General features: G+C 66.4%; 9 protein-coding genes and 1 pseudogene. 5 read left to right on the top strand and 5 right to left on the bottom strand.

Going from position 1 to position 15,636, the window contains the following annotated elements:
- Positions 1–2: 2 nt before the first annotated feature.
- The 4 genes from MNBBLIKP_RS05445 to MNBBLIKP_RS05430 form a co-directional block, all read right to left on the bottom strand.
- Positions 3–3,596 carry a hydantoinase B/oxoprolinase family protein gene (locus tag MNBBLIKP_RS05445; protein ID WP_088308249.1) on the bottom strand — a complete coding sequence of 1,198 codons (3,594 nt, stop codon included), beginning with the start codon at positions 3,594–3,596 and terminating at the stop codon, positions 3–5.
- A gap of 158 nt (positions 3,597–3,754) precedes the next feature.
- Positions 3,755–4,252 (bottom strand): OmpA family protein, encoded by a 498-nt coding sequence (locus MNBBLIKP_RS05440; protein WP_254912922.1) that lies wholly within the window; start codon positions 4,250–4,252, stop codon positions 3,755–3,757.
- Complete coding sequence (locus tag MNBBLIKP_RS05435; protein WP_088308245.1) at positions 4,245–5,489, bottom strand: diguanylate cyclase domain-containing protein; 1,245 nt, start codon at positions 5,487–5,489, stop codon at positions 4,245–4,247. Before MNBBLIKP_RS05435 ends, MNBBLIKP_RS05440 begins: the two co-directional genes overlap by 8 nt.
- Before the next feature lie 4 nt (positions 5,490–5,493).
- Positions 5,494–6,033 carry a YfiR family protein gene (locus MNBBLIKP_RS05430; RefSeq protein ID WP_176399663.1) on the bottom strand — a complete coding sequence of 180 codons (540 nt, stop codon included), beginning with the start codon at positions 6,031–6,033 and terminating at the stop codon, positions 5,494–5,496.
- A 147-nt stretch (positions 6,034–6,180) separates the two neighbouring features.
- Here MNBBLIKP_RS05430 and putA point away from each other — a divergent pair, with 147 nt between their 5' ends.
- The 4 genes and pseudogenes from putA to MNBBLIKP_RS05410 all read left to right on the top strand — a co-directional run.
- Positions 6,181–9,324 carry a bifunctional proline dehydrogenase/L-glutamate gamma-semialdehyde dehydrogenase PutA gene (putA, locus tag MNBBLIKP_RS05425; protein ID WP_441339266.1) on the top strand — a complete coding sequence of 1,048 codons (3,144 nt, stop codon included), beginning with the start codon at positions 6,181–6,183 and terminating at the stop codon, positions 9,322–9,324.
- A gap of 335 nt (positions 9,325–9,659) precedes the next feature.
- Positions 9,660–11,249: a fatty acid--CoA ligase gene (locus tag MNBBLIKP_RS05420; RefSeq protein WP_088308319.1), complete on the top strand. Its 1,590-nt coding sequence runs from the start codon at positions 9,660–9,662 to the stop codon at positions 11,247–11,249.
- A 137-nt stretch (positions 11,250–11,386) separates the two neighbouring features.
- The gene (locus tag MNBBLIKP_RS05415) at positions 11,387–11,908 is read left to right on the top strand and encodes a hypothetical protein (RefSeq protein WP_088308241.1); all 522 of its coding nucleotides are present in this window, start codon (positions 11,387–11,389) and stop codon (positions 11,906–11,908) included.
- 61 nt (positions 11,909–11,969) lie between these two features.
- A pseudogene (locus tag MNBBLIKP_RS05410) lies at positions 11,970–13,208 on the top strand (3-hydroxyacyl-CoA dehydrogenase NAD-binding domain-containing protein); the annotation flags it as partial.
- A gap of 33 nt (positions 13,209–13,241) precedes the next feature.
- Here the strand turns inward: MNBBLIKP_RS05410 and MNBBLIKP_RS05405 are convergent.
- Positions 13,242–14,381 (bottom strand): cell wall hydrolase, encoded by a 1,140-nt coding sequence (locus MNBBLIKP_RS05405; RefSeq protein ID WP_088308237.1) that lies wholly within the window; start codon positions 14,379–14,381, stop codon positions 13,242–13,244.
- Positions 14,382–14,479: 98 nt separating this feature from the next.
- On the opposite strand from MNBBLIKP_RS05405, the gene MNBBLIKP_RS05400 reads away from it, so the two are divergent.
- Positions 14,480–15,622, top strand: coding sequence for an alpha/beta fold hydrolase (locus MNBBLIKP_RS05400; RefSeq protein WP_217896653.1), 1,143 nt, complete (start codon positions 14,480–14,482; stop codon positions 15,620–15,622).
- Positions 15,623–15,636 lie beyond the last annotated feature (14 nt).

The raw sequence follows: 15,636 nt of genomic DNA, 5'->3' as shown, positions 1-15,636 counted from the left end.
AGTCATGGCTCGCCGTATCCTCCCCCGCCGGGCGTTTCGATCACGATTACATCGCCCGTAGCCAGGCTGACAGAGGCCGTCGCGCCGAGCATTTCGACTGTGCCGTCCAGCCGCTCGACCCGCCCGGTGCCGCAAACTCCCGGTTCGCCCCCGGCGAGCCCGAACGGCGGCACCCGGCGGCGGTTGGCGAGCAGACCGGCCTGCATCGGTTCGAGGAAGCGCAGCCGCCGCACCGCGCCATCGCCGCCGCGCCACAGGCCCGCGCCGCCCGATCCGCGCCGGATCGCAAACTCTTCCAGCAGCACCGGAAACCGGCTTTCCAGCACTTCAGGATCGGTCAGGCGGCTGTTGGTCATATGGGTCTGGACCGCGCTGGCCCCGGCAAAGCCCGGCCCGGCCCCCGCGCCCCCGGCGATGGTTTCATAGTATTGATAGCGGTCGGTGCCGAAAGTGAAATTGTTCATCGTCCCCTGCGCCGCCGCCATCGCCCCGAATGCGCCGAACAGCGCGTCGGTTACCACCTGACTGGTTTCGACATTGCCCGCAACCACGGCGGCGGGATAGCGCGGATTGAGCATCGAACCTTCGGGCACCACAATCGTCACCGGGGCCAGGCAGCCTTCGTTCATCGGGATCGGATCGTCGATCATCGTGCGCAGCACATACATCACCGCCGCGCGGACCACGCTGAACGGCGCGTTGAAATTGCCCTCAAGCTGGTCGCTGGTGCCGGTGAAGTCGATCGTCACGCTGCGCGCTTCGCGGTCCACCCGCACCGCCACTGCCACCACCGCGCCATTATCCAGTTCATAGGGGAACGCGCCGTCTTCCAGCCGTCCGATCAGCCGCCGCACCGCCTCTTCGGCATTGGCGTGGACGTGGGCCATATAGGCGCTGACCGTGGCCTGGCCATGTTCAGCGCAGGCATGGTGCAGCCCCGCCGCCCCGCGCGCGCAGGCCGCGACCTGCGCAGCCAGATCGGCGAGGTTCTGATCGACCGCGCGGCTGGGATACGGCCCGGACGAGAGCAGATCGCGCAGCTCAGCCTCGCGAAAGCGGCCCTCATCCACCAGCAGCACATTGTCGAGCAGGACGCCTTCTTCCGCGATGCTGCGGCTATCCGGCGGCATCGATCCGGGCGCGATTCCGCCCACATCGGCATGGTGCCCGCGCGCCGCGACGAAGAAGCTGGGTGCGTCGGTGTCACCCTGCGCGAACACCGGCATGACCACGGTAATGTCTGGCAGATGCGTGCCCCCGGCATAGGGCGCGTTGAGGACATAGGCATCGCCGCGCCTTATGCCCCGCCCATCCGCGCCGCCCGCGCGAGCGCGCAGCACCACCTGCACGCTTTCCCCCATCGAACCCAGATGCACCGGCATGTGCGGCGCATTGGCCGCCAGCCGTCCTTGCGCATCGAACACCGCGCAGGAGAAATCGAGCCGTTCGCGGATATTGACCGACATCGCACTGCGCGCGAGCGCGGAGCCCATTTCTTCGGCAATCGCCATGAACAGGCCGTTGAAAATTTCGAGCCGGATCGGATCGGCCTCGGCCCCCAGGACCGGTGCGGCGGCGCGCGCGGCGCTGCGTTCCAGCCGCAGCGTGCCATCGCCGTCCACCCGCAGGGTCCAGCCCGGCTCCACCATGGTCGTGCTGAGCGGATCGATCACCACCATCGGCCCCGCCGCGCTGAACCCGGCGGCGAGCGCGGCGCGGTCAAAAACCGGCACCGCAGCTTCTGCGCCTTGCAGCCAGCACGGCGCGGTGCCCAGCGCCGCGCCGCTGAGGTCCGGCAAGGGCCAGGCGAGCTGCGCGGCGCTGGCATCTTCGGCCGCCGCTTCCACCCGCACCCGGTCCACCACCAGTTCCCCCGCCAGATCATAACCGAACTGCGCGCGGTGCGCGGCGGCGAAACCTGCGGTCAGTTCATCCAGCGGCCCCGGCGGCAGTTCAATCGCATTTTCACTGCCGGCCCGGCGCAGGAACAGGCTGGCTTCGATCCGGCTGGCAGGTGTGCCCAGCTGCGCTGCGGCTTCATCCGCCAGCGCGGCGCGCGCGGCTTCGATTTCCTGTTCAACCCCGGCCACCAGCGGCAAGCCAAGCGAGCGTTCGCGCATGGCGGCCTCGCTCGCCAGCCCCATGCCATAGGCTGACAGCACGCCCGCCAGCGGGTGGATCAGCACGGTCGCGATCCCCAGCTCGTCTGCGACCAGACAGGCATGCTGCCCGCCTGCGCCACCGAAACAGGCCATGGCATATTGGGTAACGTCGTGCCCGCGCGCGACCGAGATCTGCCGGATCGCATGGGCCATCTGGGTAACCGCGATTCGCACGAAGCCGGCGGCAAGGTCTTGCGGGGGTAATTGCTGCCCGGTCTCGCGCGCGACATCGGCGGCCAGCGCGGCGAATTTCTGTTCCACCACCTGCCGGTCGAGCGGCTGGTCCCCAGTGGGGCCGAACAGCGCGGGGAAGTGTTCGGGCATGATCTTGCCCAGCATGACATTGCAATCGGTGACGGTCAGCGGCCCGCCCCGGCGATAGCAGGCCGGACCCGGCACCGCGCCCGCGCTTTCCGGCCCCACCACCAGCCGCCCCGAATCGAACCGGCAGATCGATCCGCCGCCCGCCGCAACGGTGTGGATCCGCAGCATCGGCGCACGGATCCGGACATTGGCGACGCGGACCTCACTGTCACGCTCATAGGCCCCGGCATAGTGGCTGACATCGGTGCTGGTCCCGCCCATGTCGAACCCGATCACCCGGCCTTCGCCCGACAATTCCGCCGTGCGCGCCATGCCAACGATCCCGCCGGCCGGGCCAGACAGGATCGCATCCTTGCCGTGAAAGTGCCGCCCCTGCACCAGCCCGCCGCTCGATTGCATGAACAGCGGCTCGCTCTCCGCGCCCAATTCGCCCGAGAACGCTTCGACATAGCGGCGCAGCACGGGTGAAAGATAGGCATCGACCAGGGTCGTATCCCCGCGCCCGATCAGCTTGATCAGGGGCGCGATCTTGTGGCTGACTGAAATCTGCGTGAACCCGGCCTGCCGCGCCAGCTGTGCCAGCCGCGCTTCGTGGGCGGTATAGCGCCAGCCGTGCATCAGCACGATCGCGACCGAGCGCAGCCCATCGGCCACGGCCTGCCGGAACGCGGCGAGCGCGGCGGCTTCATCCAGCGCCCGCACCACATTGCCCGCGGCATCGACCCGCTCGTCGATCTCGATCACCCGGGCATGGGGCGGCTCGGCCAGCCTGATTTCGCGCACGAACAGTTCGGGCCGGTCCTGCGTGCCGATCCGCAAGGCATCGCCAAAGCCGCGCGTGATCGCCAGCACGGTGGGTTCGCCCTTGCGCTCCAGCAAGGCATTGGTGGCCACCGTGGTCCCCATCCGCACTTCTGCCGGGGGCAGCGGGCCATTGGGCGTGCCGGTCAGCTGCCGGATCGCGGCGACGGCAGCATCTTCTGCCCGCGCCGGGTCTTCGGACAGCAGCTTGGCAGTCAGCACCCGCCCATCGGGCCCGCGCGCGACCACATCGGTGAAAGTCCCGCCGCGATCGATCCAGAACTGCCAGCGGGAAGCGGAGGTGGTCATGGCGCTGTCATAAGGCCGATGCGCAGCGGGTCAAAGGGGAGAGGTGGTTCTTCCCCCCTCCCGCTTGCGGGAGGGGTCGGGGGTGGGTCCGTTGCGCGATCAGGGCGTGCGGCCTCAGGCCCACCCCTAACCCCTCCCGCCAGCGGGAGGGGGACGGCTCAATCCTTCAGCGCCATGGCATTAACCGGGGTGACCACGATCACCACCCGGCGGTTCTGGGCGCGGCCGTCTTCGGTGGCGTTGTCGGCGATCGGATCGGTTTCGCCTTTGCCAAGCGCCGCAACTTCCGGCTCGGCCATACCACTGGTGACAATCAGCGCCTTGACCGCCTGGGCACGGCGTTCGGACAGGGCCTGGTTGTAATCGTCGGCACCGGTTGAATCAGTATGCCCTTCCACCGTCGCGCCGTGGATCCCGACCCCGGCCAGCGCCTTGGTCAGCTTGGTCAGCGTGTCGGTCATTTCGGGCTTCAAGTCAGCCTTGTCGACATCGAACAGCACCCGGTCAGCCAGACCCAGTTCGTAATTCTCACCTTCCGGTTTGAACCCGTTTTCAGTCAGCACCGCGACCTGCTGCTTGTTGAAGCCCGGCTTGGCCGGAACAGTGGCGCAGGCGGCCAAAAGGGCGAGCGTGGCGGCGGTGAACAGGTTACGCATGGTTTTTCCCCTTGGCACCGGACAGGGCCCGGTCCTTCTTGGCTTGGTACATATTGGCATCGGCGCGGCGCAACAGGTCTTGCGGTGAAACGCCATCATCGGGATAGACCGCGACCCCGGCGCTGAGCGAGGCGTTGGCGCTGGCGCCCGTGGGCAGGCGATAGGGCTGCGCCATGGCGCGATCGACCCGTTCAAGCACGGCGCTGATACTGGCCTGATCGGCAAAGGCCGCCAGCACCACGGCGAATTCATCCCCGCCCAGGCGGAACGCATGGTCAGCCTGACGGATCGACTGGCGCAGCCGCTCGGCAACGGCGATCAAGGCGCTGTCGCCGCATTCGTGGCCGTGGCGATCGTTGATCTGCTTGAAACTGTCGATATCGAAATAGAGCACGGCAAAGCTTTGCCCGCTGCGCACCGATTGCCCGATCGCATCGGCCAGGGTCTGTTCGAACAACACCCGGTTGCCCAGCCCGGTCAAGGCATCGTGGGTAGCACGGCGGGCCAGTTCGGCGTTCTCGCTGGTAAGCCCCGCGTGCCAGCCCTGCAGTTCGGCCAGCAGCGCATTGAAATCGCGCCCGAAGCGGTCAATTTCAGCAATGCCGGAACTGGGCACGCGCCGTTCAAAGGCCCGGTCGCTGCGCACGGCATGGGCCACTTCGGCCACGTGATCGAGCGGGGCGATCACATCCTGCTGCAACCGCCGCGCCAGGATCCGGGTGGCAATCACAGTCAGCCCCAGGCACGACAGCGAAATGATCAGCCCCGACAAGGCATAGCGCAGGATCCCTTCGGAATTGCCGTAAATCTCGATCCGCCCGATCGCGGTGTCGTTCCGGCTGATCGTAGCCACCGCCGGTTTGGGCCAGATGAACCGGTTGGCCGCATCCTCGATCCGGCTGTGGAAATCGCCATGCGGGTGGCGCCATTCCGCCAGCACTTGCCCTTGCGGATCAAGCACCGCGACCCGATCAATCCCGTTGACCGCGCCGACCGAGGCGATCCCTTCGGCCACGGCCTGCTTGTCACCAAACACCACCGCAGGTTCGACTGTATAGGCCACGGTCTTGGCCACCAGATCGAGATTGCGGCTGGCATAATTGCGGATCACGATTGTGCCGCTGACCAGCAAGCTGAGCGCGGCCAGCACGACCGAGAACAGGATCAGCCGCAAATGGACCCGGGCCAGCAACTGGCTGAGCGTGGGCAGGGCCTGATTGGGGGAGACTCGCTGCATCGACTCAGCCCCCCTGCGCCAGCCGCAGCACGCGCGGATCGACCCTGAGGCCAGAGCGCGAGACAGCATCGATGTTGAGCCGGAAAGTCAGCGCGCCGGGGCGGAACACCAGCACGAACATCGCCTGGCTGCGCCCGTCCGGATCGCTTTCGGCAATGGTCAGCACGCCTTTGCCCCGCGCCGCATCGGTCAGCCCCCGCGCGGCCGAAGCCGGGAGCCGTCCGAGATAGAGCACATCACAGCCCGCCAGCGCGAGCGGGCTGGCCGAGATCGACCGCCGTACGATCGCGCGGCCATCGGACAGGCGCAGCCCATCCAGCCGCGACGCGTGATCGGCCGGGCCGGAAATGCACAGCTCAACCGGGTTGGGCGGGCTGGTCCAGCGGGTATATTCGACCATCGACTGAACCATGCGGCCCACCGCCGGGGCATAGGGATCGCCGGATGCCGCCGCCAGGACAAGCGATTCCTCTGCCGCAACCGCGGGCGGTGCAGCAAAGGATGCCAGCATGGCGGCGAAGATGATCGTTGCAACCCTGATCATATGCCTTCTCGGCCACCGGCATTGCTGCATTGCGGCGAAAAAGCAAGGATTTATGCGGGCTCGCTTTACTCCAAAACAACCATCTCGCGCCCGATTGGTTTCCGGCGCAACCAATGCTATTGCGCAACATTGTTTCAACAGGGAGTCATTGCCTTGCCCGCTCCGCTTGACCGAACCGCCCTGCGCCGCGCCTATCGCCTTGAGGAAGAAGCCTGCATTGCCGAGCGGTTGCAGCAGGCTGCCCCCGCCAGCGCGGCGCATGGCGAAGCCGCCCGGATCGCCGCGCGGCTGGTCGAAGGGGCGCGGCAGCACAAGGCCAGCGGGCTTGATGCCTTCCTGCAAACCTATGGGCTGGGCACCGAAGAAGGCATCGCACTGATGTGCCTGGCCGAAGCCCTGCTGCGCGTCCCCGATGCCGCCACCGCCGACGCGCTGATCCATGACAAGCTGGCCGGGATCGACTGGTCGGACCGGATGGGCGACAGCGACAGCACTTTCGTCAACGCAGCCACTTTCTCGCTGATGCTGACCGGGCAGGTGCTGCAACAGCGCCGCGCTGACAGCGGCGGGCTGGGCGCCAGCCTGAAACGCGCGGTCGGACGGCTCGGCGAACCGGTGATCCGGCAGGCAACCCTGCAGGCGATGAAGATCCTGGGCGGGCAATTCGTGTTCGGGCGCACCATCGACGAAGCGCTGGAGCGCGCCGCGCCGGAACGAAAAGCCGGGCTGACCCACAGCTTCGACATGCTGGGCGAAGCGGCAATGACTTTTGCCGATGCCGAACGTTACCGCCAGTCCTATGCCGATGCGCTGGACCGGCTGGCGCAGGAAGCGGGCGCCAATGGCAATCCGGGCGTGATCGCTTCACCGGGGATCTCGGTCAAGCTTTCGGCGCTCTATCCGCGCTACGATTTCCTCCACGCCGATGCCGCCAAGGCCGCGCTGGTGCCGATGCTGAAGGAGCTGGCGCTGAAGGCGCGCGCCGCCGACATCCATTTCACCATCGACGCCGAAGAAGCTGAGCGGCTGGAACTGTCGCTGGACGTGATCGAAGCGCTGGTCGCGGACGAGGAACTGTTCGCGGGCGGGTGGCAGGGGTTCGGCCTGGCTCTGCAAGCCTATTCCAAGCGCGCGGTGCCCTTGGTCGAATGGGTCGCGGCGCTGGGGCGGCGTTACCACCGGCGGATCATGGTCCGGCTGGTCAAGGGCGCGTACTGGGACAGCGAGGTCAAGCTGAGCCAGGTCGGCGGGTATGGTGATTATCCGGTATTCACCCGCAAGGTCGCCACCGATGTCTCGTACCTCGCCTGCGCGGCCAAGCTGCTGGCTGCACCCGATGCGATCTATCCGGCCTTTGCCACCCACAATGCCTATACCGTCGGAGCAATTCTGGCGCTGGCGGGCGACACCCGGTTCGAATTCCAGCGGCTGCACGGCATGGGCGAGGATGTCTATGCCGAACTGGCGCGCTATCAGACCGAAAACGGCCAGCCGCGCACCCCGGTGCGGATCTATGCGCCGGTCGGCGGCCACAAGGAACTGCTGGCCTATCTGGTCCGCCGCCTGCTGGAAAACGGCGCGAATAGTTCGTTCGTCAACCGCATGGCCAATGCCGAGGTGCCAGTGGCCGAACTGGTCGGCGATCCGGTGGCAGAACTGGCCGCCCTCTCCCCGCGCCGCAACCCGGCGATTCCGCTCCCGGCAGATATCTTCCTCGACCGCCGGAACAGCGCGGGCGTGGACTTGGCCGATCCGCTGGTGCGCGAACCGCTGCTGGCGGAACTGAAGGTCTGGCGCGAGGATGACGAGCCCTGGCCCGCCGCGCCGACGGTGGAACACAAACGCGGCTCGGCGGCGCACCCTGTCCGCTCACCGCACAATCACGCCAGTCTGGTCGGTGAGTGCCGCGATGCCACCCCCGCCGAGGTTGACGAGATGATCCACCGCGCGGTCGCCTTCCAACCCGGCTGGGATGCCTTGGGCGGCGCAGAACGCGCCGCGCGGCTGGAGGAAGTGGCGGACCTGTACGAGGCGCGCACCGTCCAGTTCCTCAGCCTGTGCCAGCGCGAGGCTGGTAAAACGCTGGGCGATGCCGTGCTGGAACTGCGCGAAGCGGTCGATTTCCTGCGCTATTACGCCGCCGAGGCACGCGCGCACTTTACTCCCGAAGGCACGGCCCTGCCCGGCCCGACGGGGGAGAGCAACCGCCTGACCCTGCACGGGCGAGGAGCCTTCGTGGCGATCGCGCCGTGGAATTTCCCGCTGGCGATCTTCACCGGGCTGATCGCCGGGCCGCTCGCGGCGGGCAACACCGTGCTGGCCAAACCGGCCGAGCAGACCCCGCTGATCGCCGATCTCGCGGTGCGCCTTTTCCACGAGGCGGGGATTTCGGACGGGGTGGTCCAGCTCGTCCCCGGTGACGGCAAGGTTGGTGCCATGCTGACCAGCGATCCGCGCATTGCCGGGGTGGCCTTCACCGGCTCCACCGCCACCGCCCGCGCGATCAACCGCAGCCTGGCGGGCCGCGACGGGCCGCTGGCGCAACTGGTGGCCGAAACCGGCGGGCAGAACGCGATGATCGTCGACAGCTCTGCCCTGCCCGAACAGGTCACCCGCGACGTGGTCGCCGCCGCATTCCAGAGCGCAGGACAGCGCTGCTCGGCCTTGCGCGTGCTTTATCTGCAGGACGATGTCGCGGACGGAATGCTGTCCATGATCAAGGGCGCGTTCGAAGCGCTGGTGATCGGCGACCCGGAGGATCTGACCACGGATGTCGGGCCGGTGATCGATGCCGAAGCCAAGGCGAGCCTCGACAAGCATATCGCGGCGATGAAAAAAGCCGGACACCCGGTTTGGCAACGCGAACTGCCGGGGGCCTGCAAAGGCGGAACCTTTGTGGCCCCGGCGATCATCGAAATTGGCAGCATTGCCGACCTGACGGCCGAGAATTTCGGCCCGGTGCTGCACGTTGCGCGGTTCCAGGCGGACGCGCTGGAACAAGTGATCCGAGACATCAACCAGACCGGCTTTGGCCTTACCCTGGGCCTGCACAGCCGGATCGACGCCACCCGGCGGCTGGTGCAGGCGCAGGCACGGGTCGGCAATTTCTATGTCAACCGCAACCAGATCGGCGCGGTGGTCGGCAGCCAGCCGTTCGGCGGCGAGGGCCTGTCCGGCACCGGCCCCAAAGCCGGCGGCCCGCACTATGTCACCCGCTTTGCCACCGAACGCGTGACCTGCATCGACACCACGGCGGCGGGCGGGAATGCGAGTTTGATGGCGGGGGGATAGTCCCTCCAACGCGCCCACGCCCTTCGCCATCCCTGTGTAAGCAGCGATCCAGGGCGTTTTGACGCACTTCCGGGATAGTTCACGCAGAGGCGCAGAGAAGAAGTGGAGACGCAGAGGCGTAGTACTGGCGGCGCGGCCGCCTTCCCATTTCACGCAGCGTTTTGAGCGGCGTTTGGGCAGAGAGCGGCTTTGCCGCAGGCGCTACTCCTCCGCGCCTCTGCGTGAACTATCCCGAAACTCGCCGCAGAGAACCGCCGCGCCGTCAACCAACCCCCACTTCCCGCTTGCCCAAATTAAGTGCCCGGTTAAACATCGCCTTCAACCGGGAGAGAATGATGGACCAAGCGACCTATGACCGCCTGCTGGCCAAGGCGCGCCGCACGGCGGATCTGTTTTCCTTTGACGAGTTTCTGCGGTTCTGGGCCGAGGACCGGCCAGACCGGCTGGCGATCGAGGGGGACGACCTCAGCTTTACTTATGGCCAGTTCGAGGATGCGACCGCGCGGGTCGCATCGGCCCTGCTCGCCCTGGGGCTGAACAAGGGGGACCGGGTGGCCTGGTTCGGCAAGAACAGCACCACCTATTTCACCCTGTTCTTCGGCGCGGCGCGCGCGGGCGTGGTGATGGTCCCGGTCGGCTGGCGGCTGGCCGAGCCTGAGGCGGCCTATATCATCGACAATGCCGAAGCGAAGCTGCTGTTCCTGGGCGACGGGTTTGAAGCCTGCGCCAAGACCCTGGGTCAGCGCCCCGGCCTGATCCGCTGCTTCACCGCGGATGAAGCCCGCAAGCTGATCGCTGACAGCCCCCGCACCGATTTCACCCCATCCCAGCCGGACGAAGCCGTGCTGCAGCTTTACACCAGCGGCACCACCGGCCACCCCAAGGGCGCGGTGCTGTCCAACCGCAACCTGTTCGGGCTGCGCAAGGCCGCGCTCGACAATCCGATGCCCTATACCCTGTGGGACGAGGATGAGGCGGTGCTGGTCGCCATGCCCTGCGCGCACATCGGCGGCACCGGGCTGGGGGTGATGGCGCTCGCCGCCGGGCTGCCCGGTGTGGTGCTGAGCGAGTTCGAGCCCACCCGCGTGTTCGATGCGGTGGAAAACCGGGGCGTCACCCGCTTCTTCATCGTCCCGGCGGCCTTGCAGATGCTGCTCAACCACCCGGACTGCGCGACGACCGATTTCAGCCGGATCAAATATATCCTCTATGGTGCCAGCCCGATCCCGCTGGAACTGCTGCGCCAGTGCATCGCGATGTTCAGCGCGGAATTCGTGCAGAATTACGGGATGACCGAAACCACCGGCACGATCTGCGTGCTGCCGCCCGAGGACCATTCGGTGGAAGGTAACGAGCGGATGCGCTCGGCCGGAAAGCCGCTGCCGGGGGTGGAAATGATCATCCGCGGCCCCGATGGCAGCGCCCTGCCTCCGCGCGCAATTGGGGAGATCTGCACCCGCAGCTCCAGCAACATGCTGCATTACTGGAAGCTGCCCGAAGCGACCCAGAGCACCATGGATGCGGACGGCTGGATCGCCACTGGCGACGTCGGTTACGTGGATGAAGACGGCTACGTCTATATGTATGACCGCGCCAAGGACATGATCATCACCGGCGGCGAAAACGTTTACCCGGCGGAAGTCGAAAGCGGGATCTATGGCCACCCGGACGTACTGGAAGTCGCCGTGATCGGCGTGCCGGACGAGAAATGGGGCGAAGCGGTAAAGGCGGTCTGCGTACCCAAGCCGGGGCACACCATCGATGCCGCCTCGATCATCGAGTGGGCGCGCGAACGGCTGGCCGGGTTCAAGGTACCCAAGAGCGTGGACACGATTAACGCTTTGCCCCGCAACCCCAGCGGCAAAATTCTGCGCCGGACCCTGCGCGAGCCTTATTGGGAAGGGCGTGAGCGGCAGATCAATTGACGGGATCGAACATGACATCAATTCACAAATTGGGGCTAATTTCGGCAATCGCGTTGGCAATCGCCCCGGTCCCAACGCTGGCAAGACAATCGCCCGAGAAAGTCAGGCTGGATGACAAGTCCAAGGATGGGGCTGTCATGCTGCAAGTCGAAGGGATGCCGTTTGGCTATTCGCTCCAAATGTCCAAGGACGGCAAGAGCGGATTCCTGTCGCGCGTTTATGCGTTGGAAGTACCCTTTGAAGGACTTGGCCCGCGCTACATTGCCCGCACTTTGCCGCCGGGCCGGTACCGGATCGACAGCTTCTGGCAACAGAACCATTGGAGCGACTGCCTGGAAAAGGCCACAGTGGAATTCACTGTTGTCCCGGGACGGATCTCCTATCTGGGTAAGCTCGATACCAAGATCATGTTCGAAGGCCTGTCCAGGCGCGTCGTCGCATCTGGAAAGCAGGTCATGCGCGGGAGTGACTATTACCAGAGCCACGGCGAAGCAGACGGCCCCAGATTCGATGCGCGGGATGAAGCCAGTCTGACCAAGGCGAGGGACTTCGCGGAGCAACGCATGAACCGGGGGGGCGAGCGCGTTGACTTGGCCGAATTGCGCGATACGAATTTTGGCACGTCTGCAATGGGCAAGGCAGTGAAAGTGTGCGGTTGAAAGCCGGGCACCGAGACTAAAGAAGCAAAAGGAAATCGAAATGTCCGAATCCCTTCCCGGCGCGCAGGCGCATATTCAGGCCGCCTTGCAGCTTTGTGCCAGGATTGACGACCTGCCGGCCGACACCCCGCTGATCCCGATCCGCAAGGTTGGGGTGATCGGCGCGGGCACGATGGGCGGCGGGATCACGATGAATTTCCTGTCCGCCGGGATCCCGGTGACGATTGTCGAGCAGGAACAGGCCGCGCTGGATCGCGGCGTGGGGGTGATGGGCAAGAATTACGAAGCCAGCGTCAAGCGCGGGCGGATCGAGGCGGCCGATGCCAAGGCAGCGATGGAGCGGCTGACCCCCTCGCTGAGCTTCGATGACCTGGCCGACTGCGATCTGGTGATCGAAGCGGTGTACGAATCGATGGAGGTCAAGAAGGACGTGTTCGGACGCCTGGACGCGATCGTCAAACCGGGTGCGATCCTCGCCAGCAACACCAGCTACCTCAACGTCGATGAGATTGCTGCGGCGACCAAGCGCCCCGAGGCGGTGCTGGGCATGCATTTCTTCTCGCCCGCCAACATCATGAAACTGCTGGAAGTGGTGCGCGGCAAGCTGACCGGGGCAAGCCAGCTGGCCACCGTGATGCAACTGGCCGGAACGATCCGTAAAGTGCCGGTGGTTTCAGGCGTGTGCCACGGCTTCATCGGCAACCGCATGCTCGCCAAACGGCAGGAGCAGGCCAACCTGATGATCATGGAAGGGGCGAAGTACTTCGAAATCGATCAGGTCCTGCTCGATTTCGGTTTCCCGATGGGGCCATTCCAGATGGGTGACCTGGCCGGCCTCGACATCGGCTGGCACCGCGATCCCAGCAAAGTCACCACCGTGCGCGAAGCGCTGTGCGCCGCCGGGCGCTGGGGCCAGAAGACCGGCAAGGGCTTCTACGATTACGACGAGAACCGCCAGCGCAGCCCGTCCGACGAAGTGCTGGCGATCATCGCCGATTTCGCGAGCAAGGAAGGCAAGGCCCAGCGCGCGGTATCAAAGGAAGAAATCTTCGCCCGCCTGCTCTACCCGATGGTCAGCGAAGGCGCGCTGATCCTGGAAGAAGCCATCGCCCAGCGCGCCGGGGACGTGGATCTGGTCTGGCTCAACGGCTATGGCTGGCCGGCCTGGACCGGCGGGATCATGTATTGGGCCGACCATGAAGGCTTGCCCAAGATCGTGGCCGGGCTGGAACAGTATGGCCTGCCGGTCGCCCCGCTGCTCAAGCGGTTGGCGAATGAAGGCGGAAAGTTCAGCGGCTGACCCAGACAAGATCCTCCCCCACCGGGGGAGGATCTAGCGTGCCTTGGGAATGCACTGGTCCCGCGCCACGCCGTTGATCCGGGTGCAGTCATACAGCGCGATCTCGCTGCCTGCCGGGTCGCGGGTATAGCTGAACAGCAATGCGGCCCGCGCCGCGCGGGGCAGCGGGAACGTGGCGGGGATTTCCGCGCGGTCGGCCCAGGCCAGGACGCGGCAGGTGGTGGCCGCGCCGCACAGCTTGCGGGCCAGCGCCATGGCCTCGGCCGGGCCGGAGCCCGGGTCGAGCGTGACGAAATTGCCCTTGCCAGTAGGGTCACGCATGGTCAGCGTGCCGCCCGTAATCGCGGGCGCGCCGGGGGCCACGGTGGGCTGCGCGCCGGGCGTGGCGAGCGGCGCGGGCGCTTCACCGGGGAGCGGCTGACTGACATCAGGCTCACCCCCGCGATAGGGCGTCCGCATCGCCGCATTGGTGCCCCAGTAGCCCGGCCAGCGAAAGAACAGGTGCGTCTCCACCCGCGCCAGCTTTACCAGACTGGGGCTCCAGTAAGGAAACACCCAATCGGTGTGGTAATGCGTGGCATTGCCGACCAGCGCGAAGACCCGCCCGCCCAGTGCCTCGGCGGCGCGCAGCCGGGCGTGTTCCCACGCCTGTTCGCTGTACCGGCGGGCGAGCGAGCCATCACAGGTAAAGCTGAACTGGCAGCCAGTTGCGCGCTCTGACCCTTCGAACACCACCCCGCAGACAGTCTTGGCAAAGGCGGGATGGCGAACCCGGTTGAGCACGACCTGGATCACCGCGCGCTGGCCTTCATCGCTGGGCCCGGCCTCGGCCATGGCGGCCAGCGCAAGGCAATCGGCGGCGCGGGTGCGGTCGGTCTCGCTCCCGGCAAAACGGAACGGATCGGCGGGCAGCACTGGTCCGGCATAGAACGGCACCGCCGCATTGCGCGCCTGCGCGTCACCCGGCGGCAGGATGCTTTGTTGCAGCAAGGGCGCGTCCGCAGCGCGCCCCGGCAAGGCGGCGAGCGAGGCGGCCTGATCCGCCGGGGCGGCCGGGAAATAGGTGGCAAGATCGGGCAAAGGGCCGAACTGACGGCACAGTGCCAGCAGTGCCAGCACGGGCAGGATCGCCAGAGCGGCGACCGACAGCTTGCGAATAAGGGCAACCGGCATCGCCTAGCCCTTAGCCCGGTCCGTCCGGCAGCGCAAAGCCCGCGCCGTGGTGGACAAACGGCCGGGGCCCCGGCAAGCTGACGGCAAGGAGAGGCCCCTTGCATTACGATCGCATCCCCTACCTCGTGCTGTTCAGCGAACAGAGCGCATTCAAGGACACCTATGGCGGCGAAATCGGCAAAGTGGCGGTCGAATGCCAGTTGCTGCGGCCGGGAGTGCCCGCCGACAGCGTGGTGATCTTCTCGCACCCGATCGGCGGCGGGGCCTATCTGCCGCTGGTTGGCGCGCTCGCCCGGCTGGGGGTCCACACGATCTATTGCAACCCGCGCTATCGGGGCAACGACACCGCGCTGATCATGGAACGCGCGGTGATGGATCTGGGCGCCTGTGTGCGCGATGCGAAAGAGCGGCTGGGCTATGCCCGGGTCTATCTGGGCGGCTGGTCGGGTGGCGGTTCGCTGTCGATGTTCTATCAGGCCGAAGCGCAGGACCCGCGCGTTACCCATACCCCGGCGGGCGATCCTTATGACCTGACAGCGGCGCAATTCATTCCGGCGGACGGCGTGATGCTGCTCGCCGCGCACCTTTCACGCAACCTCACCCTGACCGAATGGATGGACCCTTCGATCGAGGACGAGGCAAAGCCGTGGGATCGCAATCCGGCCTGGAACCTCTATGCCCCGGACGGGCCGAAGCCGCCCTATTCAGCCGAATTCGTCGCCGAATACCGCCAGCGCCAGATCGCCCGCAACCGGCGGATCACGGCCTGGGTCAAGGACCAGCTGGCTGAGCTCAAGGCCGCCGGGCACGACAATCTGGAACGCTGCTTTACCGTACAGGGCACCATGGCCGATCCGCGCTGGCTTGACCCTACGGTCGATCCCAACGAGCGCCAGCCGAACCACTGCATGCTGGGCGATCCCTTTGTGGTCAACGATGGCCCGGTGGGCCTGGCGCGGTTCACCACCTTGCGTTCGTGGCTGTCGCAGTGGTCCTATGATGACAGCCAGGCCGATGGCCTGAAATGTGCGGCGCGGATTGCCTGTCCGATGCTGGTGATCGAAAACGGCGCCGACGATGCCTGCACCCCCAGCCACGCCGCGCGGCTGATGGCGGCGGCGAGCAAGTGCGAGATCGATCATCATCTGATCGCCGGGGCAAACCACTATTACTTCGGCCAGCCGGACCTTCAGGCCCAGGCCGCCGCCCGCGTGCGTGACTGGATTGCGGCGCAGGGATAGTCCAGAGAGCCACC

Source organism: Novosphingobium sp. B 225 (assembly GCF_002198665.1).
GTDB lineage: Bacteria > Pseudomonadota > Alphaproteobacteria > Sphingomonadales > Sphingomonadaceae > Novosphingobium.
Note: the sequence above shows the minus strand (reverse complement) of the source record. Positions and strands in the feature narration are given on the sequence as shown.

What these genes read in the sequence shown, in the direction of transcription:
- MNBBLIKP_RS05445 (WP_088308249.1), bottom strand. Translation starts at nt 3,596, where the DNA reads ATGACCACCTCCGCTTCCCGCTGGCAGTTCTGGATCGATCGCGGCGGG.
- MNBBLIKP_RS05430 (WP_176399663.1), bottom strand. Translation starts at nt 6,033, where the DNA reads ATGATCAGGGTTGCAACGATCATCTTCGCCGCCATGCTGGCATCCTTT.
- MNBBLIKP_RS05435 (WP_088308245.1), bottom strand. Translation starts at nt 5,489, where the DNA reads ATGCAGCGAGTCTCCCCCAATCAGGCCCTGCCCACGCTCAGCCAGTTG.
- MNBBLIKP_RS05405 (WP_088308237.1), bottom strand. Translation starts at nt 14,381, where the DNA reads ATGCCGGTTGCCCTTATTCGCAAGCTGTCGGTCGCCGCTCTGGCGATC.
- MNBBLIKP_RS05415 (WP_088308241.1), top strand. Translation starts at nt 11,387, where the DNA reads ATGCTGCAAGTCGAAGGGATGCCGTTTGGCTATTCGCTCCAAATGTCC.
- MNBBLIKP_RS05420 (WP_088308319.1), top strand. Translation starts at nt 9,660, where the DNA reads ATGGACCAAGCGACCTATGACCGCCTGCTGGCCAAGGCGCGCCGCACG.
- MNBBLIKP_RS05440 (WP_254912922.1), bottom strand. Translation starts at nt 4,252, where the DNA reads ATGCGTAACCTGTTCACCGCCGCCACGCTCGCCCTTTTGGCCGCCTGC.